Source organism: Chryseobacterium sp. SN22 (assembly GCF_008329705.1).
Lineage (GTDB): Bacteria > Bacteroidota > Bacteroidia > Flavobacteriales > Weeksellaceae > Chryseobacterium.
Genome location: NZ_VTSX01000004.1, coordinates 151,845 through 174,220, shown reverse-complemented (window position 1 = coordinate 174,220; position 22,376 = coordinate 151,845). Strand labels below are relative to the sequence as shown.

The following is a 22,376-nucleotide window of genomic DNA, read 5'->3' as shown; positions in this document are numbered from 1 at the left end:
ATTGCAGTTTGAAATAAATCTAATAAAAAGTAAAAATGAAAGGCGACAAAGATACTTCTTTTTTCATCACGGACAAATTTTAAATTTACTTTTTTGATTTTTTCAGAAAAAAAACCAATATTTCAGAAAAAGTTTCGTTTAATTTTTTATAAATTAGCACAATGTTTATCAAGGACTATATCTCAAAAGACTTCCCGTGTTTCAGCCTTTCTGACTCTATAGAATCAGCGAGGGAAATGTTAGAAGCATTTGGATATTCTCATATTTTCATCAAAAAATCCCATCACTTTTACGGTGCCCTGGCTCAGGATTTCCTATATGAAGCAGAAGGGACCCTAAAAGAGCTGGAGCATCAGATCGAGCGTTTTGCGATTCTGGAGGACAACAACATTATGGACAGCATCCGCCTGTTTTATACGTTCAATTCCAATATCATTCCGGTGATCAGCAAAGCGGAGAAATATCTGGGCTATATCAGCTGTGAAGATATTTTCCAGGATTTTTCGAAATATCCGCTGTTCTCGGAATCGGGAGCCATTCTCACCATTGAAACCCCGGCCAGGAAATACTCCATGACGGAGATTGCCAATATCGTGGAAAGCAACAACTCCAAGTTTTACGGTGCATTTATCAGTTTCATGTCCGATGAAGTGCTTCAGGTAACGATTAAGATCAGCAATGAAAATCTGAGTTCTATTGATGAAACATTCGACCGGTATGATTATCGGATTGTGCAGAAGTATTACTCTGATGAAAAATCGGACTTGTTTCAGGACAGATTCGGGTTTTTCCAGAAATTCATAGAAATTTAAACACGGATGAAGGCAGCCATTTATTCTCAGAAAAAAGATCTGGATACTTTTTTATATTTAAGTAAATTTATTTCCGAGCTGGAAAACAGAGGGGTAAAATCTGTTTTATACGACGAAATGGCTGAAGCACTTCAGTTTTCAAAAATTTTCGAAACGTTCAATAGCAAGCAGGACCTTCTTGACAAGGAAGTGGACCTGTTCTTTACGTTCGGAGGCGACGGGACCATCGTGAATTCCTTAACCTTTATTGAAGATCTTGAGATCCCGATTGTCGGGGTCAACACCGGAAGATTGGGATTTCTGGCCAGCTTTACCAAAGAGGAAGCTTTCAACGCACTGGATTCTATTCTGAAAGGCGATGTGAAAACCAGCCGGCGTTCAGTGATCCATGTGGTTTCCCCTGTTTCTGAAGATTTTTTCCCGTACGCTTTAAACGACGTTACGGTTTCAAGAAAAGAAACTACCTCCATGATCACGGTAGATTCTTACATCAATGATGAATTTCTGAATGTTTTCTGGGGCGACGGGGTTATCGTTTCCACGCCTACCGGTTCCACGGCCTATTCATTAAGCTCAGGCGGACCCATCATTTCCCCGAATAACGAAAATTTTGTCATCACCCCCATCGCGCCTCATAATCTTAATGTAAGACCTTTGGTGGTGAACGATCGGGTTGAAATAAAATTCAAAGTGGAAAGCAGGGTTCCCCAATATTCACTCTCCCTGGATTCACGGCTGATCCATATTGAAACCGATCAGGAAATCGTAATCAGAAAAGCAGATTTCCAGATTCTTCTCGTGCAGCCGAATAATTTAAGTTTCTATGAAACCATCCGACAGAAGCTGCTTTGGGGACGGGATAAAAGAAATTAAGAATATTTTTAAAAATGATTACCTTTACAGGAATTTAAAGACACCCTAATAATATATTAAAAAGTAAAACATGAGCAGAATTTTCCCGGCAGGAGTTGCCACTGGTCAATTAGTTACTGATATTTTTCAGCATGCTAAAGAAAACAAATTTGCATTACCCGCAGTAAACGTAATTGGTTCCAGCAACGTAAACGCGGTTATGGAAACTGCCGCAAAACTGAATTCCCCTGTTATCATCCAGTTCTCCAACGGAGGCGCGGCTTACAATGCAGGAAAAGGATTGAGCAACGAAGGGCAGAAAGCTGCTGTTTTAGGAGCGGTAGCCGGAGCAAAACATATTCATACCCTGGCAGAAGCTTACGGAGCAACCGTAATCCTTCATACCGATCACTGTGCCAAGAAATTATTGCCTTGGATTGACGGGTTGATGGATGCGAATGAGGAATTCTATAAGCAAACCGGAAAATCCCTTTATTCTTCCCACATGCTGGATCTTTCTGAGGAATCTTTAGAAGAAAACTTAGAAATTTCCGCACAGTATTTCGAAAGAATGGCTAAGCTTCAGATGACGCTTGAAGTGGAAATCGGGGTAACCGGAGGAGAAGAAGACGGTGTTGACAATTCAGACGTTGACAATTCTAAATTATATACCCAGCCGGAAGACATCGCTTATACTTATGAGAAGCTAAAAGCAATTTCCGATAACTTCACCATCGCAGCGGCTTTCGGAAACGTACATGGTGTATATAAGCCAGGAAACGTGGTTCTTACTCCAAAAATCCTTGATAACTCCCAAAAATATGTTCAGGAAAAATTCGAAACGGCTGAAAAACCGATCAATTTTGTGTTCCATGGAGGTTCAGGTTCCACGATTGAAGAAATCAGAGAAGCGATCGACTACGGGGTAATCAAAATGAACATTGATACCGATCTTCAGTTTGCTTATACCGAAGGAATCAGAGATTATATGGTCGATAACATTGATTATCTGAGAGCCCAGATCGGAAATCCGGACGGCGAAGAAAAGCCGAACAAGAAATTCTATGATCCTAGGGTATGGGTAAGAAAAGGAGAAGAAACTTTCGCTAAGCGATTGGTTAAGGCATTTGAAGATTTAAATAACGTAAATACGCTTAAATAAATTATGAATGACAGAGATGAAGCAGGTGGTTTTCTAAAAACGCTTTCTTCATCTCTTATCATTTATTAAACATCAATTATATACAATATGGCATTCGAGTGGTTTAAAAGAAAAGCACAAAATATTACGACCTCTACTGATGAAAAGAAAGACGTGCCTAAAGGTCTTTGGCATCAGACTCCTTCGGGAAAAATTGTTGAACATGACGAACTGAAAAGAAACAGCTATGTTTCTCCGGAAGACGGTTTCCATGTAAGAATAGGAAGTGCCGAATTTTTTGATATCCTTTTCGATGAAGGTAAATTCACCGAGCTGGATGCCAATGTTGAAAGTATTGATATCCTGAATTTTAAAGATACCAAGTCGTATACCGACCGTCTGAAGGAAGTAAAAGCCAAAACAAAACTTACCGATTCCATCAGAAATGCAGTAGGAACTGTAAAAGGAACTCAAATGGTGGTTTCCTGTATGGATTTTGCTTTTATCGGAGGTTCTTTGGGTTCTGTGATGGGCGAAAAAATTAAAAGAGCCATCGACTACTGTATCGAAAAGAAACTTCCTTATATGATCATCTGCCAATCCGGAGGGGCAAGAATGCAGGAAGCGACTTATTCCCTGATGCAGCTGGCTAAAGTTCAGGCGAAACTGGCTCAGCTTTCCGAAGCAGGGCTTTTATATATTGCTTATCTTTGCGATCCTACCTTTGGTGGAATTACCGCTTCATTTGCGATGACTGCTGATATCATTATGGCAGAACCGGGCGCACTCATCGGGTTTGCCGGGCCAAGGGTCATCCGTGAGACCATCGGAAGAGATTTGCCGGAAGGCTTCCAGACTTCGGAATTCCTTCAGGAAAAAGGGTTCGTGGATTTTATCGTGAAGAGAACAGACATCAGAAATACCGTTGCTAAAACCGTGAATCTGCTGACTTCCCAGGCATAATATCATTTAACAAAATACATTAATCTCTCTCATTCCGGGAGAGATTTTTATTATGAGGACATTTAAAATATTCTTTAATACGATCCGGAGCATGAGCTTTAAAAAGATTCTCCGTCTTTTAAGGCTTGTCCTTCCCCACCCTGTTTTTTCCGTGTTAAGCTTTTATGCGACATTAAAGGCTTACACCATTGCCCAGAAAAAATTCCCGGACACTGCCTCTACAAACGGCATCGGCAATTCTTTCAGGCATGCATTGTGGTGCTGTTTCATCATGATGTACTGCTGTAAGGTTTCCTCTCCGAAAAAAGCCCTGGAATTCTGCAAACGAATCACTGACCTGCACGAAGAACTTTTTCCGAATAAACCGCTGGAAACCAAGATGGATCTTCACAACAATAAAATCGGGATGGATTATTTCATGGAAATGCTGCAAGGCGTCCACCGCCAGTTTTTTGAAAAAAGCTTTTTCATCGAGGGTCTGGAAAATAAAATGAAGGATGCTAAAGTGCTGAAGGATCAGGAAGATGATTTCAAAGGATTTTTGGTCTATCTGGAGGAAAAGTAAAGTGGAACGTTGAATTTCGCTCTGTTGGTTAATTTTTGCTGTGCAGGTGAATTAGTACGTCCTAAAATTCACTATTGGCTCAAAGGAATTCACTATTGGCCATTCACGCTTTGTAATCTGGAGTTTTTTTGATAAGTTTAACCCCTATTTAATTCTATCGAATGGTCCTTAGCAGAATCTGGTCGGCATTCATTATCATTGCCATTGCCATTGCCAGTATAAAATACATTTCATCAAGCTCTTACAAAACCATTTTCAACGATATGGTGGTGGGAAAAGGCGGTGATACCGTGCAGATTGCCACGCAGAAAATGAGTACCCTCTCTCCTGTTTTACGGGACAGCCTGATGAAGAAACCGGATTTCGAGGACAACCGGATTCACTATAAAACCGACCCGTTACAACAGGAAGTAAAAGTGTACCGGGTGCAGGAAGCCGACGGCGTTATCGGAACTTCTGAAACAGCAGTGAAAATCTGCCTCGGCCTTATCGGAATCATGGCGCTGTTTATGGGATTTATGAGCATTGCAGAAAAAGCAGGGGGCATCAACCTTCTGAGCCGGCTGATCCAGCCTTTTTTCTCTAAGCTGTTCCCTGAAATTCCTAAAAACCATCCCGCTTTCGGACATATGCTGATGAATTTCAGTGCCAATCTGCTCGGTCTGGACAATGCCGCAACCCCATTTGGATTAAAAGCGATGGAAAGTTTGCAGACCCTGAATCCGGATAAAGATACGGCAAGCAATTCCCAGATCATGTTCTTATGCCTTCATGCCGGGGGAATGACGCTGATTCCGGTTTCCATTATTGCGCTACGGTCTTCTGCCGGATCCAAGAACCCCACCGACATTTTCCTGTACTGCATGATCGCCACCTTTGCCGCAACACTGGCCGCCATGATTATCGTTTCTTTATACCAGAAAATCAATTTACTAAAACCGGTAGTCCTGGCGTATGTCGGAGGAATTTCTGCTCTGGTCGGACTGTTGGTCTGGTATTTAACCGGACTCAGCAAGGAACACCTGGATACCTTCAGCCAGATTTTAAGCAACGGGCTGATTCTTTTTATCTTCCTGGCTATTGTTCTTGGGGCTGTTTATAAAAAAATCAATGTTTTCGAGGCGTTTGTAGATGGTGCAAAAGAAGGTTTCACGACCAGTGTGAAGATTATTCCTTATCTGGTCGGGATGCTGATTGCCATTTCGCTTTTGAGAACTTCCGGAGTATTCGATGTTATTATTGACGGGATGAAATGGATGGCCAATGCCGCCAATCTGGATGCCCGGTTTGTGGATGGGCTTCCAACCGCATTGATTAAACCATTATCGGGTTCCGGAGCCCGGGGAATGATGATGGATACGATGGCAACGTTCGGGCCGGACAGTTTCCAGGGGAAACTGGCAGCCGTTCTCCAAGGGAGCTCAGATACGACCTTCTACGTGATTGCCGTTTATTTCGGTGCCGTAGCCGTAAAGAATACGAGATATACCGTAATTGCCATGCTTCTGGCCGATCTGGTGGGGATTATTACTTCGATCTTGCTGGCTTATTTGTTTTTTGCATAAAAAGCATGACTTGGGTAACTTCAGCCGCCAATAGTCAAAAATTTAAAATTCCGGTGATTTTAATCAGCTGAATTACAATAACTTTAAACATAAAACCTTAAACTTTAAATCTCTATGATTACCGATAAAGAATTTACATTAAGACTGATCCGCCAGCTAAGCCAGGCGCTGGAAAAACTGATTTTAGATAAGCCTGAAGAAAGCCTGATGCAGAAAGAGCTGGATTTCAACTCTTTGATGCGGGATATTTTTAAGTTTGATTTTACTACGCTTTCATCAAAATCAAAAGAAGAGATTATCGGAATCGTAAACGAAAGGCAAGAAAGGGATCATAAAGATTATTACGAAATGCTGGGTAACCTTTTCTATTTCAAGGGAAAAACAGAAGCCAACAACGACTTCCTGGACAAAGCAAAAACCTTTTATGAACTTTATCTTCAGACCAGCGGCATTTTTGCCCTTCCCATCATCAACAGGATCTCGGAAATAAAAAAAGCACTTGAATAAGTGCTTTTGTATTCTATGCGAATCGATAATTCAATTAACTTCAGTCAGTTAATAACAGGAATCTAGCTTTGATGTCGGCAGGGATACATCCATCTTCCCTCTTCCAGCCTCATCCTAAAATGTAATCTTATACGTTCCGGTAGAAGATACACTGGCTTTCTCGGCCTTGACGTATTTCTTTACCCATGAAACGGCATTGGAAGTAATACAGGGATCTGATGTTCCTCCCGATCTTCTGGCTGAGACCACGTTTCCGGCTTTGTCTACGGTATAAGCAATGGTAATGGTCCCGCTGGCGGTACAGCTGTTGGCCGGCTGTGCGCCTCCTCTTCCCATCGTTCCCGGGATAAACCCTACCAGCCTTCTGTCGATCCCCACTTTGCTGTCACCGTTTCCGTCGCCGCCTAAAGGGTCCCCCGCATTGCCGATTCCAGTTCCATCACCCTGACTGCCGGCTTTGGTACCACGGCCCCGGATCAGGTTTCCGATGGCTGCATTTCCTTTACCATCACCGTTTCCCGTTTTGGAATTTGCAGTGGTAGCTCCGGTTTTTTTTGTATTTTTCGTAGCCGATGTACTGGGTGCCGACTTTTTATTATCTGCTTTGGATTCTTCTTTTTTAGGCACCGAAACCTTCGTATTGTTTCCGGTAATGATTTTATCCTTTGCGTCCGACTTCTTGGTTTCGGGCTGCGGCTCGGGCTGAACTACCGTCCTGGTCTCAGGAACCGCTGTTTCTGTAGGCTCCGTGCTTACTTCTTCTGTAGCGGCTGCGAGACTTCCCGGCTGATCGGCAGGTTCTTCCACTCCGTTTCCGTTCCGGTTATCCCCGAAATTGACCAGCATTGTGGTAACCACTTCCGGCTGCTCATCCAGTTCGGGTTTTAATTTATACAAAAATACAAACAGCAGAATGGCAGACCAGATGAGGATAGAAAGCACTGCGCTCTTTATCCGGTCTTTGTTTTGCTCGTCTTTGTTTATCGTATAACTTTTCATTGTCTGTTTTCCCGGGACTTCCGGAGGTGTTATTTATCTTTAACGGTTGCAATCGCAATATTCAATTTGTTTTTTTCAGCAATTTCCATAATGAAAACAACATCTTTATGCAATGTATTTTCGTCTGCCCGTATCGTAAAAGACTTGTTGGTCTGGCTGGCTAATTTATTCACAACCGTCTGCTCCAGTTCGCCCCTGTTTACGGGAACATCATCCACAAAATAGGAGCCGTCCGGCTTTACGCTTACGACCAGAGGATTCGGGATACTATCAGCTGCGGTATCTGCTTTAGGTAATTTTACATCGATGGCGCTTTGGTTGGCCGCCGAAGATGTTACCATAAAGAAGATCAGCATTAGCAGGATAACGTCTGTCATCGCCGCCAGACTGAATTCCGGATTTGCTTTATTTCTTCTCTGAATTTTCATCTTTTATTTTTTTAGTCAGATGGAACCTTTACATTAAAAACTACAAAGGTTTGTTGATAAGGTCTAAAAATTCGCCGGACATATTCTGGGCCTTCAGGACAAACTTATCAATCCGCGTTAATAAAATATTGTAGAAGAAGTTGGCCGGGATCGCTACCGCAAGACCTACTGCCGTCTGCCCCAATGCCGTATAAATCCCTTCAGACAAGGTTTTCGGAGAGAATGACCCGCTGGCATGTGACAGATTAAAGAAAGCAATAATCATCCCGATTACCGTTCCCAAAAGCCCTAACATCGGCGCAATACTCGGAACCACGGCTAAAAGGTTCAGGTTTTTCTCCATATTGGCGACTTCTACCTGGGCCTGGGATTCCATGGCGCTTACAATATCGGAAACGGGGCGCCCCAGTCTTGAGATTCCTTTTTCGAGGATCCTGCCCTCCGGAGAATTCTGCCTTTTGCAGTAATCCAGGGCCGCTTCCATTTTCCCTTCCCGGATAAAGTCTTCAATATTATCCATGAAATTGGAATCCGTTTTAGACGTTAATCTTTTAATAAAGAAAAAGCGCTCAAAGAAAAGGTATACGGAAAATACACCCAGCAGCAACACGGTGATCATTACGATCTTAGCAAAAGCGCCTCCGTGAAACATGATTTTCCAAAATGAGAATTCTAAATCATCTGCCGCCACTGCGGGGGCGGCAACCTGGGCAAATAACATCTGAGTAAGTTCCGTTAACAGCATTAATGTGTATTTTATAAAAGTTGTAACGACAAAAATAATGGAATATTATGAATTGTGCTCTTAAAAATTGCTTAAAAACAACTTAAATTCTGCTATTCCATAAAGCAACAGATTTCTTTCCAAAATATATTTTGAAAAGAAATCTTTATAAAGATCAGACAAAAGAAGACTAATCTTCGTCTATTTCAATTTCTTCCTGTTTGAACTCGCATTTAAGCCTGAAAGGAATCGGGGCTTCCGAACCTGTATAGAAGTCGTCGATTGTTCCTTTCCAGATTACCTGAAGCTCGCCTTCCTCGTTTTTCTCAAACAGAAGCTCGTTGTCATAAATGAAAGCGTCTTCGTCATCAAAAAGATTGACCTCTGTGTAGGTGTCTTCATCAGAATCGTTTATGGTAATGGTTTTTCCCTCAATCTCCGCAGAATCGATCGGGAAATCGAAAACTTCAAGAGAAAGCTGGGGAAAGTTATACTGTAAAGAATCATCTTCTACATGATCCAACCCGTCATCCGTGATAATCTCAACCTCTAGGAGATGCTGCTGGTTGCTGTAAACCGCTTTACAATAAGTGTTTCTGATATTGTACTTTAGCGTTTCCTCCGGATGGTAAATTTTTAAAATCCCTTTCATTATTTCTTAAAAAAAAGAGCTGTAATACTATGATTGTTAAACGTTTTCAACAAAGATAAAAAATAGATTGAATGTGAAAAATTTTTTGAAAGTATTTTTAGGAAAATCAATGATAATTACTAACTGTAGCACCTGAAAGGTGAATTTTGATGATGAAAAACCAGAAAGCACTGAAATTTATAATGATTAAGCGGCGACCGATACCGTAATATCAAAGAAAGGGACGATCTGAAATAATCTTTCCGACTTTCTGTTTTAAATATTTACATTTGTTTGATAAAGAATTCTGAAAATATGAAACATATTTTAGCAAAAGGAATTGTGGGACTCAGCTTAATTGCCGGTCTTACTTCATGCAAAAAGTCCGATTCGCCGTTAACGAAAGTGACGCCGTCCAATCTGGATTCCATCGCCTCTAATTACTATGAACAGTACCTGAAATTATATCCGCTGGAAGCGACTTCGCAGGGAGACCTGAGATATAATGACCAATTGCCCATCAATATCGATAAAGATTTTATTTCCGGGGAAGTGGCTTTCTACACATCGGTGCAAAAACAGCTTGAAAATGTGGATTATAAAAATCTTTCTGATGAAAACAAAGTGGTTTTTGATGTGCTGAACTTTACCCTAGAGGATAAAATCGAGGCTTCCAATTACCATCCTGAATATATTCCTTTTACCCAGTTCGGCGGCCTGCCGCTGAATTTTCCGCTGTATGGAAGCGGAGAAGGAAGCCAGCCTTTTAAAACAGAAAAAGATTACACCGACTGGCTGAAAAGGATGGAAAAATTCCCGGAATGGATGGATGCCGCTACCGAAAATTTCCGTGAAGGAATCAATAATAAAATGGTTCTGCCTAAAAAGCTGGTCGTAAAAATGATCCCGCAGATGAGAGCGGAAGAAATTACGACGAAGGACCCTGAAAACAATATTTTCTTCGGACCGATCAGAAAATTCCCGAAAGATTTTACCAAGGAACAGAAAGACCGGCTTACAGCCCTTTATAAAGAAGCCGTTATTCAGAAAATCATCCCTGCCTATACGAAAATGGGCGATTTCCTGGAAAAGGAATACCTGCCGAAAGCAAGGGAGACGGATGGCTACAACAGCCTGCCGAACGGGAAAGAAATTTACCGGTATTATGCGAAAAGCTGGACGACTACAACCAAATCTCCTGAAGAAATCAATAAAATCGGGCTTCAGCAGGTAGCCATGCTCCGTGCTGAAATGGAAAAGGTAAAACAGCAGGTGGGTTTTACCGGAACGCTGGAAGAATTTATTAATTATGTAAAGACGGATCCTAAGGCCATGCCTTACAAAACGTCAAAAGAAGTTCTTACGGCTTTCAACGGGATTTTAACGAAAATTACTCCGAAACTGAAAACCATGTTTTCCGTGACTCCAAAAACCGGTTTTGAAATCAGGCAGACCGAGAAGTTCCGTGAAGCCAGCGCCAGTGCAGAATACATCCAGGGAACACCGGACGGAAAAAGGCCGGGAATTTTTTATGTTCCCCTTCCTGATCCGACTAAATTCAATGTTACCTCAGGAATGGAATCCCTGTTTCTTCATGAAGCCATTCCGGGACATCATTACCAGGTTTCCCTGCAGCAGGAAAATACCAAACTTCCCAAGTTTATGCGTTTCGGATGGTTCGGGGCGTACGGTGAAGGATGGGCTCATTATTGTGAGACCTTAGGTCCGGAATTCGGGCTGTACACCGATCCTTACCAGAAGATGGGCTATCTGAGCGACCAGATGCTGAGGGCCGTACGATTGGTAGTAGACACCGGCATACATACAGGAAAAATGACGAGGGAACAGGCCATCCGATATTTTCTGAGTAATATTTCTTACGACGAAGCCGGTGCCACGGCCGAGGTGGAAAGATACATGGCCATGCCCGGACAGGCTTTAGGCTATAAAATCGGATCGTTACGTATCCGGGAGCTGAGGGAAAAATATCAGAAGGAACTGGGCACCAAATTCAGTCTGGCAAAATTTCATGATGAAGTCCTGAGCCAGGGATGTCTTCCGCTGGATGTACTGAACCGGAAAATGGAGCTTTGGGCGAAAAAGCAGAAGTGATAATGTGAACTCGAAGCAGAAGCTGGATTTAAAAATCTGGAAGAAGGAAGCTGGATGCCGGAAGTTTTTTCTGCCAACATATCGATAACAGTCTCAAATACCAAATGATTTTGTGGGATTTTGTTTACATTTAACTGTGAAAAAGTATGATGTCATATCTATGTTATTTTGGATATTGTTTCTCCTTAATTGTCAATCCGAAAAAAAGACTGACCGTTATGAGGAATTTGCCGTTGACGAAAATCTTCCGGAAAATGATATGATAAGACTTCTTTCAAAATATCCTGAGCTTAATTTGTTTATTCATGAAAAAACAGAAAGTCCGGCAAGGACCGCTTCCCTTGTACAAAGATTAAGCTTTTCTGACGACTTCATCATACGTGGTCATTTCAGTTTGAAGATTATACATGTAAGGCTGAAAACATTGGAGATACGATCAATATCTGGCTGAATAATAACAACGGATATTTTGGAAACGGGGTATTGGTAAAAGTTTTTAACAGTAGATTTTTAATTAAAGATATTGATCCGAAAACATTGAATAATGAAATCAGATTCATCAATTCCGCTCCTGTTCGTCAGAAACTGATTCTTCATAAAATGTCTTTTCAAAAAAATGACAGCATTTATGGTTTTATCAACTATACAACCCAAATCGACTCATTGGTTTCAAAGGATATCAAGGGATATTTTAAAACAAAAATTAAATAAAAATGATTACTGAAAGCCTGCAGTCTCTGTTCATTAGAGATTTGACCAAATTAAGAACAGAAATCGAAGCCTATCAAAACGAGGAAACGATCTGGAAAACAGACAAAAATATTTCAAATTCCGCGGGAAACCTGGCACTGCACCTGGTTGGGAACCTCAGCCATTTTGTGGGAGCGGTTTTAGGAAATTCCGGCTATGTAAGAAACAGGGATCTTGAATTTTCATTAAAAAATATTCCTAGAACAGAATTAATTCAGCAGATTGAAAAAACAACTGAAACCGTAACCATTACCCTGGAAAATTTATCTGCCGAAGACCTTGAAAAAGAATTTCCGGGAGAACCGCTGGGATTTACCATGACCACAGGCTATTTCCTGATCCATCTTTTCGGTCATCTGGGCTATCATTTAGGACAGATTAATTATCACCGCAGAATGCTGGATGAACAATAGATTAACTTAAAAAAAACAAGCTAAATGATTGATAACCAATAATTAGTTTAATTACTTTTCAAACAGCATTTTCGTAATAAAATCCTTTTCCCCATTGCCCCGGGCAGGAGAATATTCCCTTCCGTAATAAATGATCTGAAGATGCAGTTTATTCCAAGCCGTTGCCGGCCATAATGCCTTGGCATCTTTTTCCGTTTCCACCACATTTTTGCCGGAGGTCAGCTTCCATTTTGTCATCAGGCGATGAATATGGGTATCTACCGGAAATGCAGGAAATCCGAAAGCCTGGCTCATCACTACCGAAGCGGTTTTATGGCCTACGCCCGGCAATGCTTCCAGTTCTTCATAGGTTTGAGGCACTACGCCATCATGCTTTTCCAGCAGCAGTTCTGCCATTCTTTTCAGGTTCTTGGCCTTTTGATTGGAAAGTCCGATCTCTTTAATCAGTTCCTTGATTTCAAAAACTTCCAGCTTTGCCATCCGCTGCGGGGTCCCGGCCACCTGAAAAAGGTCAGGTGTTACCTGATTCACTTTCTTGTCTGTGGTCTGTGCTGAAAGGGCAACAGCCACTAATAGGGTAAACGGATCGGTATGATCGAGCGGGATGGGAACCTGCGGGTATAATTTTTCCAATTCTGTCAGAACTGTTTCGGCTCTTTGCTTTTTTGTCATGTAACCATTAAATTTGAACAAAAATAAATCATTATGTTGAAAGTCGGAGACCAATTACCGGAATTTAAAGGAATAAATCAGAACGGCGAAACCATTGATTCGAAAAATTTTAACGGAAAGAAACTTGTTGTTTTCTTTTACCCGAAAGCAAATACCCCCGGATGTACCGCTGAAGCCTGCAATCTGCGCGATCATTATTCCGAGCTGCAGGATCAGGGCTTCCAGTTGCTGGGCATAAGTGCAGACCCAGTGAAGAGCCAGAAAAATTTCAGTATAAAATATGAACTGCCGTTTGACATCATCGCAGACGAAAACCGCGATATCATTGAAAAATTCGGGATATGGCAGCTGAAAAAGTTTATGGGCAGGGAATTTATGGGAATCGTGAGAACGACTTTCCTTTTTGATGAAAACGGAACCTGCACCCAGATAATCGATAAAGTGAAAACCAAAGATCATGCAGCACAGATTCTGGAAGGATAATATACTAATTTACAAATCTCTTTTGGTATAACGGAAAAGGGTGTCTTACAGGACAAGATATTCTTTTTCTGCATTGAAATTACTCGGTTTCATAATACATCAGCTCTTCCGGATCGTTGGGGATCGTAACCCATCTTTGGAATCGCAGGCCCAGTTTCTCAATTAATTTTTGAGAAGAGAAATTATCTTTTGTCGTAATGGCAGAAATCTTTTTCAGCCCATAGTTATTCATCCCGACCAATTTTATTTTTGAAGCGGCTTCGTATGCATAACCTTTTCCTTCGAACTCATCCAGCAAAGAGAAACCGATGTCTACTACCTCCAGTCCTTCCCTTTCGAAAATCCCTACCCCACCGATCTTGTGATGTCCTTCTTTTGTGACCATCAGGTAATTCCCGTAACCCAAACGTTCAAACTGAGGTAGAAAACGGTTTTTAATATAGTCTTCTGCATCGGTAACTGTTTTCAGGTTCCGATCTCCGATGAACTGGATAAATTTCGGCCGGTTATACAGATCCAGAATGAATTCGGCGTCTTCCGGTGACATCGGACGAAGGAGAAGCCGCTCCGTTTCGTAGGAATCAGCGGCGTTTTGCAGGTCTTGAAGATTTCTTTTTTGGCTCATCTTGAGGTTCTTCTTTTTTCTCGATTTTTAATAGCCTCGGATTATTGGTGCATTTTTTATTGTAGAGCTCTATATAAGCGCCGTTGTCTTTTACACTGGTAACGGTTTCTGAAGATTTGTTGACCGTTAATGTATAATGCTTTTTCTGATAAGGACATTCCGTTGAGGTGAGTTTACCCAGATCCAGGTAATAATTGGATGAATCTTCATAATAATTGCCGGCCATATCTTTGAACTCTTCATCGATAATGTAGCCGTCTGCCGCAGCAAGGATTGCCGCTTCCTGCACATCATCCGCTTTTCCGACAAATTTTTTCAATCCCTCCAGATCGGTAACGTATCCGGTCTTTCCTCCTGTGGAGTACACAATGTAATAAAATTCATCTTCTTCTGCTATTCCTATATTAAATCCTGAAGATGGGGAAGTATAATCCTTTACCGCTCCTACCTTTTTTACAACCTCATCCCTGCCGTAGCTTTTATGAATTAAAACCCAGGAATCTGTTTTTATATTAGGAACTATTCTCTGCAAAAGCCCCGGTACACTTGAAAACTGCTTTTTTTCCTGAGAAAACCCAAGAATTCCTAAAAACAGAAAAACAAGTACATGCAATTTGGTGATAAGTTTCAACATAGTAAAAGAACGCAGAAAGACTGCGGATTATTTTATATGAACCGGTCTCCTTTTTTAAGGCTCTTCAGATCGAGCACATAGTCTTTTATTAACTGGTCGTTATCTCTCGGACAAATCAGCAATGCTTTATCGGTGTCCACAATAATATAATTTTCCAGTCCATCGATAATCACCGCTTTATTATTGCTTTTCATCCGGATTACATTTCCTTTTGCATTATAAGTAAGAATCGGCTGCTTGGCTTTGAGGGCATTCAGATTTTCATCTTTATCAGCATTTTCATATACGGAAGTCCACGTTCCCAGATCACTCCAACCCAGATCGGCAGGAATCACATATACATTCGTTGCTTTTTCCAGAATTCCGTTATCGATAGAAATTTTCTGAACTTTCGGATAAATGAGCTCGATACAGCTTTGTTCATTACCGGCATTATATTCACAGGCCGTAAATTGCTGGGTCATATCCGGAAGATAGGTTTCAAAAGCATGATGGATGCTTTTTACGTTCCAGATAAAAATTCCGGCGTTCCAGAGAAAGTCGCCGCTTTCAAGAAAGCTTTTGGCAATTTCAAGGATAGGCTTTTCCGTAAAGGTTTTTACTTTATAATATTCCGAATCGTGTTTGTCTACAAACTGAATATACCCGTAGCCTGTATCCGGCCTGGTAGGCGTAATTCCTAAAGTAACGAGATATTCGTTTTCAGAAGCAATATCAAATGCCAGCTTTACTTTCTCAAGAAAAGTTTCTTCTTTTAAAATCAAATGATCTGCCGGCAAAACGATCATGGTTGCATTCGGATCGATTCCGGCAATTTTATTGGCCATATACAGGTTACACGGTGCGGTATTCTTCAGGAGGGGTTCGCCCACAATATTATCCTGAGGGATTTCCGGCAACTGCTGACGGGAAAGCTCTACATACTCTTTATTGGTAATGACAAATATATTTTCGTTGGGAATAATTTTGCTGATCCGGTCATAGGTCTGCTGAATCATGGTACGCCCAACTCCCAAAATATCCTGAAACTGTTTCGGAAATTTCTGTGTACTCATAGGCCAGAACCGACTGCCGATTCCTCCTGCCATAATTACACAATATCTATCTGATTGTAACATTCTTAAGTATATTTTTCTACCCTTGCCAATGGTTTGAAAGAATACTTTCTTCCCGTAGCCAGGTGCTTACAAAGATAGTTTTTTTTAATCAGACCTTCTAACAGGTATTTTTCATTTCGGTAAATAAAAAAGTCGCCTTTCTGTAAGGTTTCAATAAAAACAAGCTTATCGTCCTGTTTTTCAATATGGAAATATTTTACCAAATCAGGGCTTGCCATAAAATTGGCTTTCGGAGATTTTGAAAACTTTATGATAATCGGCTTTAAATCCTCTTCGTATACTTCAAGGCTCTGCAACAACATTCTTCTGAACGTTTCTTTCCATTCATTGCCATGCGGCAGAATTCTCCGTCCATACTTTTCAAATGCAATCAGGTGTGCCAGCTCATGGGTCAGTACAAAGAAAAACAGCTGCGGAACCAAGGTGGAATTGATGGTAATCTCATGTGAATGATCCGGGAGCTTTCGGTAATCACCAAGCTTGGAATCCCGGTTACGCGTTACCTTGATATGAACGTAATAATCGGCAAACCAGATTTTTAAATATTGAAGGGTATTTGGGGGTAAGTATTTTTCTAAAGGTTGGATTGACATTTTATAAACTCAGCGGAATTCCTGCGTAGAAATTCAGCAATTTAAGACTGAACACATAATTATATTTGGCCTGTGCTACAGATCCCTGAGCATTGGCGTAGTTGTTTCTGGCTATGTTTACATCATAGATCGTTGATCTTCCTGCTGCATAACTTTTATCTGCAAAATCCAGCGCCAGTTTGGTGCTCTTTTCAGCCTGAACAGCAGACAAATAAATTTCATAGTTGGCATCTACATCAAACTGTGCCTTCTGAACATTTTCACGGATGATCTGCTTCTGTTGCTGCATGGTCACTTTAGCAATATTCTCATTCAATCTGGACTGCTCTATCTGGAGCTTTGTAATTCCTTTATTGAAAATTGGGATATTTAAAGAAATCGCAGCCTGCTGACCAAAGTTGTCTTTATACTGGGAAAAAAATCCCTGCTCCCTTACATAAAAAAGAGATGATCCGGCGGTATTATTGGTGTTCAAAAGATTATTATAAAAACTTCCGATTCCCACACTGGCTGTTACTGTAGGCCAGAATGCGGTCTTATTAATCTCCGTCTGGGCTACAGCCGACCTGATCCGGCTTTCGACAGCTTTAATCTGAGGCTGGTTTTCATAAGCGGTAGCCAGCACTTCATCCACTTCTTTCAGCTGCGGCGTCAGCTGATCAGGGATATTCACATCTTCCACATCAAAATCCTTGTATTCCTGAAGCTGTAAAAGCTGGGCCAGGGCAAAAAGGCTTCTTCCGACATTGATTTCTGCGGTTTTCAGGTTCTGCTTTTCTCGCGCCAGTCCGGCTTCTGCTTCGGCCAATACTGTCTGGGCAGTAGTCCCTACTTCCGTGGTGATTTTTGAACGGTCATACTGCTTCTGGGCATTCTCTACCGCAGCCTGTGAAATCTTTACGATCTCTTTATTCAATAACGTGGTTAAATACTGCTGGGCGATCTGAAGCGAAATATCATTTTTAATCGTCTCAATATCATATTGGCTTGCTTCTACATCAAACTCTGTCTTTCTCACGGTTTTTTCCAGTCTTCCGTAATTGAAAACCAGGATATCCGCTCCCAGATTGGCACTGTTGCTGAAACGGTCGTTCCTTAAACTCCCCGTACCGAAAGAGGTCTGCCCGAAACTTACCGTATTTCCGACATTGGCGGAAACGGACGGAAGATAGTTTTTCTTCGCAATTTTCAGGTTTAGATCCTGTACCTGTTTCGAATATTCGTTTTGGATAACCTGCAGGTTATGCTCAGTTGCATAATCCACACATTCTCTCAAAGACCATTTTTTCTGGGCATTGACAGCCAGGCAAGTTAATCCCAAAACAATAGTCAAAACTCTTTTCATAGAAATATTTTTCCCTATTAGACGAAGTAAATATAAAAAAGTTACACTTTGCTGTTTCTTTTTAAAAAACTTTTGAGAATTTTGTATTATGACTCATGAACAATATCAGGAGGCTGTAGACTGGCTTTTTATACAGACTCCCAATTACCAGATTGATGGGCAGAAAGCCTATAAGCCCGGACTGGACAATATCAAAAGGCTCTGCGATTTTTTCGGTAATCCGCAGGAAAAAATAAAATGCATCCACATCGGAGGGACGAACGGCAAAGGCTCTTCCAGCAATATGCTTGCTTCCATCTTACAGGAGGCTGGCTATAAGGTCGGCTTATATAATTCTCCCCACCTTATCGATTTTACCGAACGTATTAAAGTAAACGGCACTAACTGTGATAAAGAATTCGTTTTGGCCTGTATTCAAAAATTAAAAAACCTGCCCGAAGATATCCTCCCTTCTTTTTTTGAATTTACAACCATCATGGCTTTCGAATATTTTTACCGCCAGGATGTCGATATTGCCATTATTGAAGTAGGCCTGGGGGGAAGATTGGATTCAACCAACATTATTAAACCCTTGGTTTCAGCGATTACCAATGTTCAACTGGATCATCAGAATATTTTAGGCGATACTATTGAAGAAATTGCGGCCGAAAAAGCGGGAATTGTAAAACCGGGTATTCCGGTTATTTCAGGAGATGAAAATGAAACGGTAAAAAACATCATCAGAAATAAAGCAGATCAGGAAAATGCTCGATTTATTGACGCTACCCCGTTACAAACAACATTAAAATCTGACCTGAAAGGGAATTATCAGAAAAAAAACATCAAAGTCGTTTTAAATTTAATTGAAGAACTGAGAAAATTAAATTTCACAGTTTCCGATGAAAATATTGAAAAAGGACTTTTATATGTTCATCAGAATACCGGATTTATCGGCCGTTGGTTCGAGTTTTCAAAAAATCCGCTTACCATCTGCGATACGGGGCACAATCAAGCGGGGTTGGAGTATGTTTTCGCCCAATTAAATTCAATTGATAAGCCTAAACATATTATTTTAGGCTTCGTTAATGATAAGAAAATAGATGAAGTCATAAAAATCCTCCCTAACAATGCAACATTTTATTTTGCAAAACCGGCCATTTTCCGGGGAAGGCCGCCTCAGGAATATGAAGACTTGCTGATCGGGGCAAAAATTTCTTATAAAATTTTTGATTCGGTCCAGGATGCGTATCTTTCTGCAAAAGAGGAATGTACAAATGAAGAAATGATTTTTCTTGGTGGAAGCAATTTTGTTGTGGGAGAATTTTTAGAAAAAAATTTGGAGGTTTCCAAATAAGTCGTATATTTGCACCACTCTAAACGAGGAAACAAGTATAGGGGCTCTTAGCTCAGTTGGTTCAGAGCATCTGGTTTACACCCAGAGGGTCGGGGGTTCGAATCCCTCAGGGCCCACAAAAAGGATACTGAAGCCTTTAAAAAAATTTCAGGGCTCTTAGCTCAGTTGGTTCAGAGCATCTGGTTTACACCCAGAGGGTCGGGGGTTCGAATCCCTCAGGGCCCACAGAAAATCTCTCTTTTTTAAGGGAGATTTTTTTATTTAATTATATATTTAAAATCACTTTAAAAATTAATCTTCTCCACAATTTTACGTACCTCCAGCTCTTCCAGGCAAGCCCAGTCTCCGCGGTAACATTCTTTGTCCCCGAAAACGGAACACGGCCTGCAGGTAAGATCTTTGATCTGCACCACATCGTCTTCGCTTTGTCCGAAACCTAAGAATCCGGCATAAGGATGCGTTTGTCCCCAAATGGAAACACACCGCGTTCCTACAAGGCTTGCCAGGTGCATATTGGCGGAATCCATAGAGATCATAAGTTCCAGCCCCGCGATCTTTTTTAATTCTTCAGTAAGACCCAGCTTTCCAGCCAGGTTAACGGTATTCGGGATTTCGTGTTCCCATTTTTCCAATGTTTCGGTTTCGGCTTTTCCTCCCCCGAAAAAGTAGACGGTATGTTTTTGGGCTACAATCCGCGCCAGCTCATACGATTTCTCCAGCGGAAGCATTTTCCCGCGGTGCTGGGCAAAAGGCGCAAAACCGATTCCTGATTTTTCACCAGGTGCAGGTCTTAACTTATGGGAAAGCTCTACCTGATAACCCATTTCACGGAAAACATCGGCATAGCGCTCTACGGTTTTTCTCAGCTGAATTTTATTAAGATTCCAGACATCGGTGAGGTGTTCTTTTTCTTCTTTCCCTTTATTGATTTTAAATACTTTAAGCCCTTTTCTGCGGTAAATCCTGTCCAGGACTTTTGTCCGAATCACATCATGGAGATTAGCTATCATATCAGGTTTAAATTCCCTGATCAGTTCATTGGCCAGCCGGTTTAATCCGAAAAAACCTTTATAATCGTCCAGATTTACTCCTTTAAAGATAACATTCGGGATATCTTCAAACAGGCTTTCAAAATTCTTTCTGGAAACCATGATAATTTCCACCTCAGGATTCTGTTCCAGAAACTCGCGGAAAACCGGTGCCGTCATGGCAACATCACCGAATGCAGAAAAACGATATGCTAAAATCCGTGTCAAAACTAAGCTTTCAATTGATAGGCTACTGCGTAGAACTTGATCTGTTTGGTCATGGCCATTAAGCCGTTTGCCCTGGAAGGGGAAAGGAATTCCTGCAGTCCGATCTCAGAAATAAAATCAAAATCCGAATCCAGAATCTCCTGTGTGGAATGCCCGCTGTAAATGCTTACCAGAAGCGAAACGATCCCTTTCGGTAAAATCCCGTCGGAATCGGCGTTGAAAAATAATTTTCCATCCCGGAATTCAGCATCGATCCAGACTTTGCTCTGACAGCCTTTAATCAGGTTTTCTTCCGACTTTTTATCTTCAGGAAGACCTCTCAATTCCTTACCGAGATCGATAATATATTCATACTTCTGTTCCCAATCTTCAAGAAACGCAAATTCGTCGATGATTTCCTGCTGTTTTTCTTTAATGGTCATGCTAAACTAATTTCTTACGGCAAAGATAGCCAATTTAAAAAAGATAATGTAATCAGGGGACTACGGAAATAATTTATGTTCAGATCTGAATGTGGGAGGCCTTATCAAAAATTCCAAGCAGTTTCATTTCTTCATTTTCCCAGCAAAAGAAGTCTGCTGCTTTTTCAAGTTCAGGCAGATAATTCATTCTTCCTTTATTTAAAACCATCCGTATTGCTTTTGCAATATCCTCCGGCTGATGACTGGTAATCGTTTCTCCAATGTCAAATTGTCGCTTAATATTCTGCATCTCAGGAAGATTTGACAGAATGACCGGAACCCGTGCCTGAATGCCATCAAGGATTTTATTCGGTAAAGAATAATAGTAGCTTTCTCCCCCATTCTCTTCGATGCTCATCCCGCAATCGGCGGTAAGCGTTACTTTCCGGAGATCCTCCGGCACCAGCCTGCCCAGGAATTCAACTTTATGCTGTAGATTTTCCTTTGAAACCAGGGCTTCATATTCCTTTCTCACCGGGCCGTCTCCTGCAATTTTAAAAATGACATTTTCCAGATATTTCATCGCCAGAATAGCTTTATCGATCCCGCGAAACGGATTGATAGCTCCCTGGTACAGAATAATTTTAGGATGATTATCAGGAATATTCTGCCTGAAATCCAATTTTCTCGGCGCATTCTGAATGACAGCCGGATCAACACCATATTTTTTCTTGAACCAACATGCATATCCTGTGCTGGCCGTAATCATCAATTGCTGGCCGGGAATCAATTTTTTTTCCAGATAACGCCACAGCTTCTGCGACATTCTGCCCTGGATCGCCGGCATTTCAGAAAAAATTTCATGGCTGTCGAAAACCAACGGAATTTTCAATTTTTCAGCTAAAATATAATTCGGAAGCAAAACATCCAGATCATTGGCATGCAGGATGGTATTACAGTCTGCTTTCTTCTTTAATTGCCTGTATAATTTCCAGTTGAACTCAAAATAGGCGGTCTTCAGGCTTTTCGAAATCAATGGTATTCTTGAAAAGGAATAAGGGCGTGACATTTTTTCAGCGCCTTTCCAGTTGTTGCCGATCAGCTCAATCTCGTACCCGTTTTCATATAAAGTGCGACATACCTTTTCGATACGCTGATCGGTATACAGATTGCTGAAAGCAGAAGTGATGATCTTTTTCCGCTGCATTATTTCTTTTTATCCGCCAGAAGATGGTAGATCTGGATGAAACAGATTAAACCGTTTGGGATGATGACCGGCCAGAGCATTCCACTGAAGATTCCGTAAATGACAAAACAGATACAGCCGATCATGTTTACGATTCTTATTTTCCTGATGTCTTTCAGAATAAAACTCAATACAATAAACAATGAGGCAGAATATCCTATATAAGTAGCAATTTCGGGAATCATGGGAAATTTTTAAAAGGACAACA

At 41.2% G+C, this 22,376-nt stretch carries 25 protein-coding genes and 2 tRNA genes; 13 read left to right on the top strand and 14 right to left on the bottom strand.

The genetic code is table 11. The features are described 5' to 3' along the window. Positions 1-236: 236 nt before the first annotated feature. The 7 genes from FY557_RS04130 (at position 237) to FY557_RS04100 (ending at position 6,405) form a co-directional block, all read left to right on the top strand. Positions 237-812: a CBS domain-containing protein gene (locus FY557_RS04130; protein ID WP_228451698.1), complete on the top strand. Its 576-nt coding sequence runs from the start codon at positions 237-239 to the stop codon at positions 810-812. A gap of 6 nt (positions 813-818) precedes the next feature. Further along, positions 819-1,685: an NAD kinase gene (locus FY557_RS04125; RefSeq protein ID WP_149246019.1), complete on the top strand. Its 867-nt coding sequence runs from the start codon at positions 819-821 to the stop codon at positions 1,683-1,685. 70 nt (positions 1,686-1,755) lie between these two features. Continuing rightward, on the top strand, positions 1,756-2,826 hold the full coding sequence (gene fbaA / locus FY557_RS04120) for a class II fructose-bisphosphate aldolase (protein ID WP_149246018.1): 1,071 nt from the start codon (positions 1,756-1,758) through the stop codon (positions 2,824-2,826). Positions 2,827-2,913: 87 nt separating this feature from the next. Further along, positions 2,914-3,768 carry an acetyl-CoA carboxylase, carboxyltransferase subunit beta gene (accD, locus tag FY557_RS04115; protein ID WP_149246017.1) on the top strand — a complete coding sequence of 285 codons (855 nt, stop codon included), beginning with the start codon at positions 2,914-2,916 and terminating at the stop codon, positions 3,766-3,768. Positions 3,769-3,820: 52 nt separating this feature from the next. Continuing rightward, positions 3,821-4,333 (top strand): DUF6973 domain-containing protein, encoded by a 513-nt coding sequence (locus FY557_RS04110; RefSeq protein ID WP_149246016.1) that lies wholly within the window; start codon positions 3,821-3,823, stop codon positions 4,331-4,333. Between the two features lie 161 nt (positions 4,334-4,494). Beyond that, on the top strand, positions 4,495-5,898 hold the full coding sequence (locus tag FY557_RS04105) for a nucleoside recognition domain-containing protein (RefSeq protein WP_149246015.1): 1,404 nt from the start codon (positions 4,495-4,497) through the stop codon (positions 5,896-5,898). A 114-nt stretch (positions 5,899-6,012) separates the two neighbouring features. Next, positions 6,013-6,405 (top strand): hypothetical protein, encoded by a 393-nt coding sequence (locus tag FY557_RS04100; protein WP_149246014.1) that lies wholly within the window; start codon positions 6,013-6,015, stop codon positions 6,403-6,405. A gap of 114 nt (positions 6,406-6,519) precedes the next feature. Here FY557_RS04100 and FY557_RS04095 read toward each other — a convergent pair whose 3' ends face one another. From FY557_RS04095 to FY557_RS04080, 4 genes are all read right to left on the bottom strand, one after another. Beyond that, complete coding sequence (locus FY557_RS04095; protein WP_149246013.1) at positions 6,520-7,404, bottom strand: ferric siderophore ABC transporter substrate-binding protein; 885 nt, start codon at positions 7,402-7,404, stop codon at positions 6,520-6,522. A 29-nt stretch (positions 7,405-7,433) separates the two neighbouring features. After that, positions 7,434-7,832 carry an ExbD/TolR family protein gene (locus FY557_RS04090; RefSeq protein ID WP_149246012.1) on the bottom strand — a complete coding sequence of 133 codons (399 nt, stop codon included), beginning with the start codon at positions 7,830-7,832 and terminating at the stop codon, positions 7,434-7,436. 40 nt (positions 7,833-7,872) lie between these two features. Further along, positions 7,873-8,577, bottom strand: coding sequence for a MotA/TolQ/ExbB proton channel family protein (locus FY557_RS04085; protein ID WP_149246011.1), 705 nt, complete (start codon positions 8,575-8,577; stop codon positions 7,873-7,875). Between the two features lie 169 nt (positions 8,578-8,746). Next, positions 8,747-9,208 (bottom strand): hypothetical protein, encoded by a 462-nt coding sequence (locus FY557_RS04080; RefSeq protein WP_149246010.1) that lies wholly within the window; start codon positions 9,206-9,208, stop codon positions 8,747-8,749. 294 nt (positions 9,209-9,502) lie between these two features. Between FY557_RS04080 and FY557_RS04075 the strand changes: the two genes are divergently transcribed. Then, the gene (locus tag FY557_RS04075; protein WP_149246009.1) at positions 9,503-11,299 is read left to right on the top strand and encodes a DUF885 domain-containing protein; all 1,797 of its coding nucleotides are present in this window, start codon (positions 9,503-9,505) and stop codon (positions 11,297-11,299) included. A gap of 713 nt (positions 11,300-12,012) precedes the next feature. Then, the gene (locus tag FY557_RS04070; RefSeq protein WP_149246008.1) at positions 12,013-12,462 is read left to right on the top strand and encodes a DinB family protein; all 450 of its coding nucleotides are present in this window, start codon (positions 12,013-12,015) and stop codon (positions 12,460-12,462) included. A 51-nt stretch (positions 12,463-12,513) separates the two neighbouring features. On the opposite strand, the gene nth is transcribed toward FY557_RS04070, so the two are convergent. Beyond that, a complete protein-coding gene (gene nth, locus FY557_RS04065) occupies positions 12,514-13,134 on the bottom strand; it encodes an endonuclease III (protein WP_149246007.1) in 621 nt (206 codons plus the stop codon). Between the two features lie 33 nt (positions 13,135-13,167). Here nth and bcp point away from each other — a divergent pair, with 33 nt between their 5' ends. Then, positions 13,168-13,617 (top strand): thioredoxin-dependent thiol peroxidase, encoded by a 450-nt coding sequence (gene bcp / locus FY557_RS04060; RefSeq protein WP_149246006.1) that lies wholly within the window; start codon positions 13,168-13,170, stop codon positions 13,615-13,617. Positions 13,618-13,696: 79 nt separating this feature from the next. Here bcp and FY557_RS04055 read toward each other — a convergent pair whose 3' ends face one another. The 5 genes from FY557_RS04055 to FY557_RS04035 are packed head-to-tail and all read right to left on the bottom strand — an operon-like array spanning position 13,697 to position 17,932. Continuing rightward, positions 13,697-14,242 (bottom strand): GNAT family N-acetyltransferase, encoded by a 546-nt coding sequence (locus FY557_RS04055; protein ID WP_149246005.1) that lies wholly within the window; start codon positions 14,240-14,242, stop codon positions 13,697-13,699. Beyond that, positions 14,199-14,876: a hypothetical protein gene (locus FY557_RS04050; RefSeq protein WP_149246004.1), complete on the bottom strand. Its 678-nt coding sequence runs from the start codon at positions 14,874-14,876 to the stop codon at positions 14,199-14,201. Before FY557_RS04050 ends, FY557_RS04055 begins: the two co-directional genes overlap by 44 nt. Before the next feature lie 32 nt (positions 14,877-14,908). Then, positions 14,909-15,994, bottom strand: coding sequence for a mannose-1-phosphate guanylyltransferase (locus FY557_RS04045; protein ID WP_228451697.1), 1,086 nt, complete (start codon positions 15,992-15,994; stop codon positions 14,909-14,911). Positions 15,995-15,996: 2 nt separating this feature from the next. Then, complete coding sequence (locus FY557_RS04040) at positions 15,997-16,587, bottom strand: SprT-like domain-containing protein (RefSeq protein ID WP_149246003.1); 591 nt, start codon at positions 16,585-16,587, stop codon at positions 15,997-15,999. A gap of 1 nt (position 16,588) precedes the next feature. Then, positions 16,589-17,932, bottom strand: a complete 1,344-nt coding sequence (locus tag FY557_RS04035; RefSeq protein ID WP_149246002.1) for a TolC family protein — start codon at positions 17,930-17,932, stop codon at positions 16,589-16,591. Positions 17,933-18,020: 88 nt separating this feature from the next. Between FY557_RS04035 and FY557_RS04030 the strand changes: the two genes are divergently transcribed. The 3 genes from FY557_RS04030 (at position 18,021) to FY557_RS04020 (ending at position 19,490) form a co-directional block, all read left to right on the top strand. Continuing rightward, positions 18,021-19,265, top strand: coding sequence for a bifunctional folylpolyglutamate synthase/dihydrofolate synthase (locus FY557_RS04030; protein WP_149246001.1), 1,245 nt, complete (start codon positions 18,021-18,023; stop codon positions 19,263-19,265). Between the two features lie 41 nt (positions 19,266-19,306). Continuing rightward, a tRNA-Val gene (locus tag FY557_RS04025) sits at positions 19,307-19,381 on the top strand. Positions 19,382-19,415: 34 nt separating this feature from the next. Then, positions 19,416-19,490, top strand: a tRNA-Val gene (locus FY557_RS04020). A 59-nt stretch (positions 19,491-19,549) separates the two neighbouring features. Here FY557_RS04020 and FY557_RS04015 read toward each other — a convergent pair. From FY557_RS04015 to FY557_RS04000, 4 genes are all read right to left on the bottom strand, one after another. Next, on the bottom strand, positions 19,550-20,473 hold the full coding sequence (locus FY557_RS04015) for a glycosyltransferase family 9 protein (RefSeq protein WP_149246056.1): 924 nt from the start codon (positions 20,471-20,473) through the stop codon (positions 19,550-19,552). 50 nt (positions 20,474-20,523) lie between these two features. Beyond that, positions 20,524-20,943, bottom strand: a complete 420-nt coding sequence (locus FY557_RS04010) for a SufE family protein (protein ID WP_149246000.1) — start codon at positions 20,941-20,943, stop codon at positions 20,524-20,526. 79 nt (positions 20,944-21,022) lie between these two features. Beyond that, positions 21,023-22,129 (bottom strand): glycosyltransferase family 4 protein, encoded by a 1,107-nt coding sequence (locus FY557_RS04005; RefSeq protein ID WP_149245999.1) that lies wholly within the window; start codon positions 22,127-22,129, stop codon positions 21,023-21,025. Next, positions 22,129-22,353, bottom strand: coding sequence for a hypothetical protein (locus tag FY557_RS04000; RefSeq protein ID WP_027378606.1), 225 nt, complete (start codon positions 22,351-22,353; stop codon positions 22,129-22,131). Before FY557_RS04000 ends, FY557_RS04005 begins: the two co-directional genes overlap by 1 nt. Positions 22,354-22,376 lie beyond the last annotated feature (23 nt).

Bases quoted from the DNA above. Each gene is read 5' to 3' on its own strand.
- FY557_RS04130 (WP_228451698.1), top strand. From the start codon at position 237: ATGTTAGAAGCATTTGGATATTCTCATATTTTCATCAAAAAATCCCAT.
- FY557_RS04125 (WP_149246019.1), top strand. From the start codon at position 819: ATGAAGGCAGCCATTTATTCTCAGAAAAAAGATCTGGATACTTTTTTA.
- fbaA (WP_149246018.1), top strand. From the start codon at position 1,756: ATGAGCAGAATTTTCCCGGCAGGAGTTGCCACTGGTCAATTAGTTACT.
- accD (WP_149246017.1), top strand. From the start codon at position 2,914: ATGGCATTCGAGTGGTTTAAAAGAAAAGCACAAAATATTACGACCTCT.
- FY557_RS04110 (WP_149246016.1), top strand. From the start codon at position 3,821: ATGAGGACATTTAAAATATTCTTTAATACGATCCGGAGCATGAGCTTT.
- FY557_RS04105 (WP_149246015.1), top strand. From the start codon at position 4,495: ATGGTCCTTAGCAGAATCTGGTCGGCATTCATTATCATTGCCATTGCC.
- FY557_RS04100 (WP_149246014.1), top strand. From the start codon at position 6,013: ATGATTACCGATAAAGAATTTACATTAAGACTGATCCGCCAGCTAAGC.
- FY557_RS04095 (WP_149246013.1), bottom strand. From the start codon at position 7,404: ATGAAAAGTTATACGATAAACAAAGACGAGCAAAACAAAGACCGGATA.
- FY557_RS04090 (WP_149246012.1), bottom strand. From the start codon at position 7,832: ATGAAAATTCAGAGAAGAAATAAAGCAAATCCGGAATTCAGTCTGGCG.
- FY557_RS04085 (WP_149246011.1), bottom strand. From the start codon at position 8,577: ATGCTGTTAACGGAACTTACTCAGATGTTATTTGCCCAGGTTGCCGCC.
- FY557_RS04080 (WP_149246010.1), bottom strand. From the start codon at position 9,208: ATGAAAGGGATTTTAAAAATTTACCATCCGGAGGAAACGCTAAAGTAC.
- FY557_RS04075 (WP_149246009.1), top strand. From the start codon at position 9,503: ATGAAACATATTTTAGCAAAAGGAATTGTGGGACTCAGCTTAATTGCC.
- FY557_RS04070 (WP_149246008.1), top strand. From the start codon at position 12,013: ATGATTACTGAAAGCCTGCAGTCTCTGTTCATTAGAGATTTGACCAAA.
- nth (WP_149246007.1), bottom strand. From the start codon at position 13,134: ATGACAAAAAAGCAAAGAGCCGAAACAGTTCTGACAGAATTGGAAAAA.
- bcp (WP_149246006.1), top strand. From the start codon at position 13,168: ATGTTGAAAGTCGGAGACCAATTACCGGAATTTAAAGGAATAAATCAG.
- FY557_RS04055 (WP_149246005.1), bottom strand. From the start codon at position 14,242: ATGAGCCAAAAAAGAAATCTTCAAGACCTGCAAAACGCCGCTGATTCC.
- FY557_RS04050 (WP_149246004.1), bottom strand. From the start codon at position 14,876: ATGTTGAAACTTATCACCAAATTGCATGTACTTGTTTTTCTGTTTTTA.
- FY557_RS04045 (WP_228451697.1), bottom strand. From the start codon at position 15,994: ATGTTACAATCAGATAGATATTGTGTAATTATGGCAGGAGGAATCGGC.
- FY557_RS04040 (WP_149246003.1), bottom strand. From the start codon at position 16,587: ATGTCAATCCAACCTTTAGAAAAATACTTACCCCCAAATACCCTTCAA.
- FY557_RS04035 (WP_149246002.1), bottom strand. From the start codon at position 17,932: ATGAAAAGAGTTTTGACTATTGTTTTGGGATTAACTTGCCTGGCTGTC.
- FY557_RS04030 (WP_149246001.1), top strand. From the start codon at position 18,021: ATGACTCATGAACAATATCAGGAGGCTGTAGACTGGCTTTTTATACAG.
- FY557_RS04015 (WP_149246056.1), bottom strand. From the start codon at position 20,473: ATGACGGCACCGGTTTTCCGCGAGTTTCTGGAACAGAATCCTGAGGTG.
- FY557_RS04010 (WP_149246000.1), bottom strand. From the start codon at position 20,943: ATGACCATTAAAGAAAAACAGCAGGAAATCATCGACGAATTTGCGTTT.
- FY557_RS04005 (WP_149245999.1), bottom strand. From the start codon at position 22,129: ATGCAGCGGAAAAAGATCATCACTTCTGCTTTCAGCAATCTGTATACC.
- FY557_RS04000 (WP_027378606.1), bottom strand. From the start codon at position 22,353: ATGATTCCCGAAATTGCTACTTATATAGGATATTCTGCCTCATTGTTT.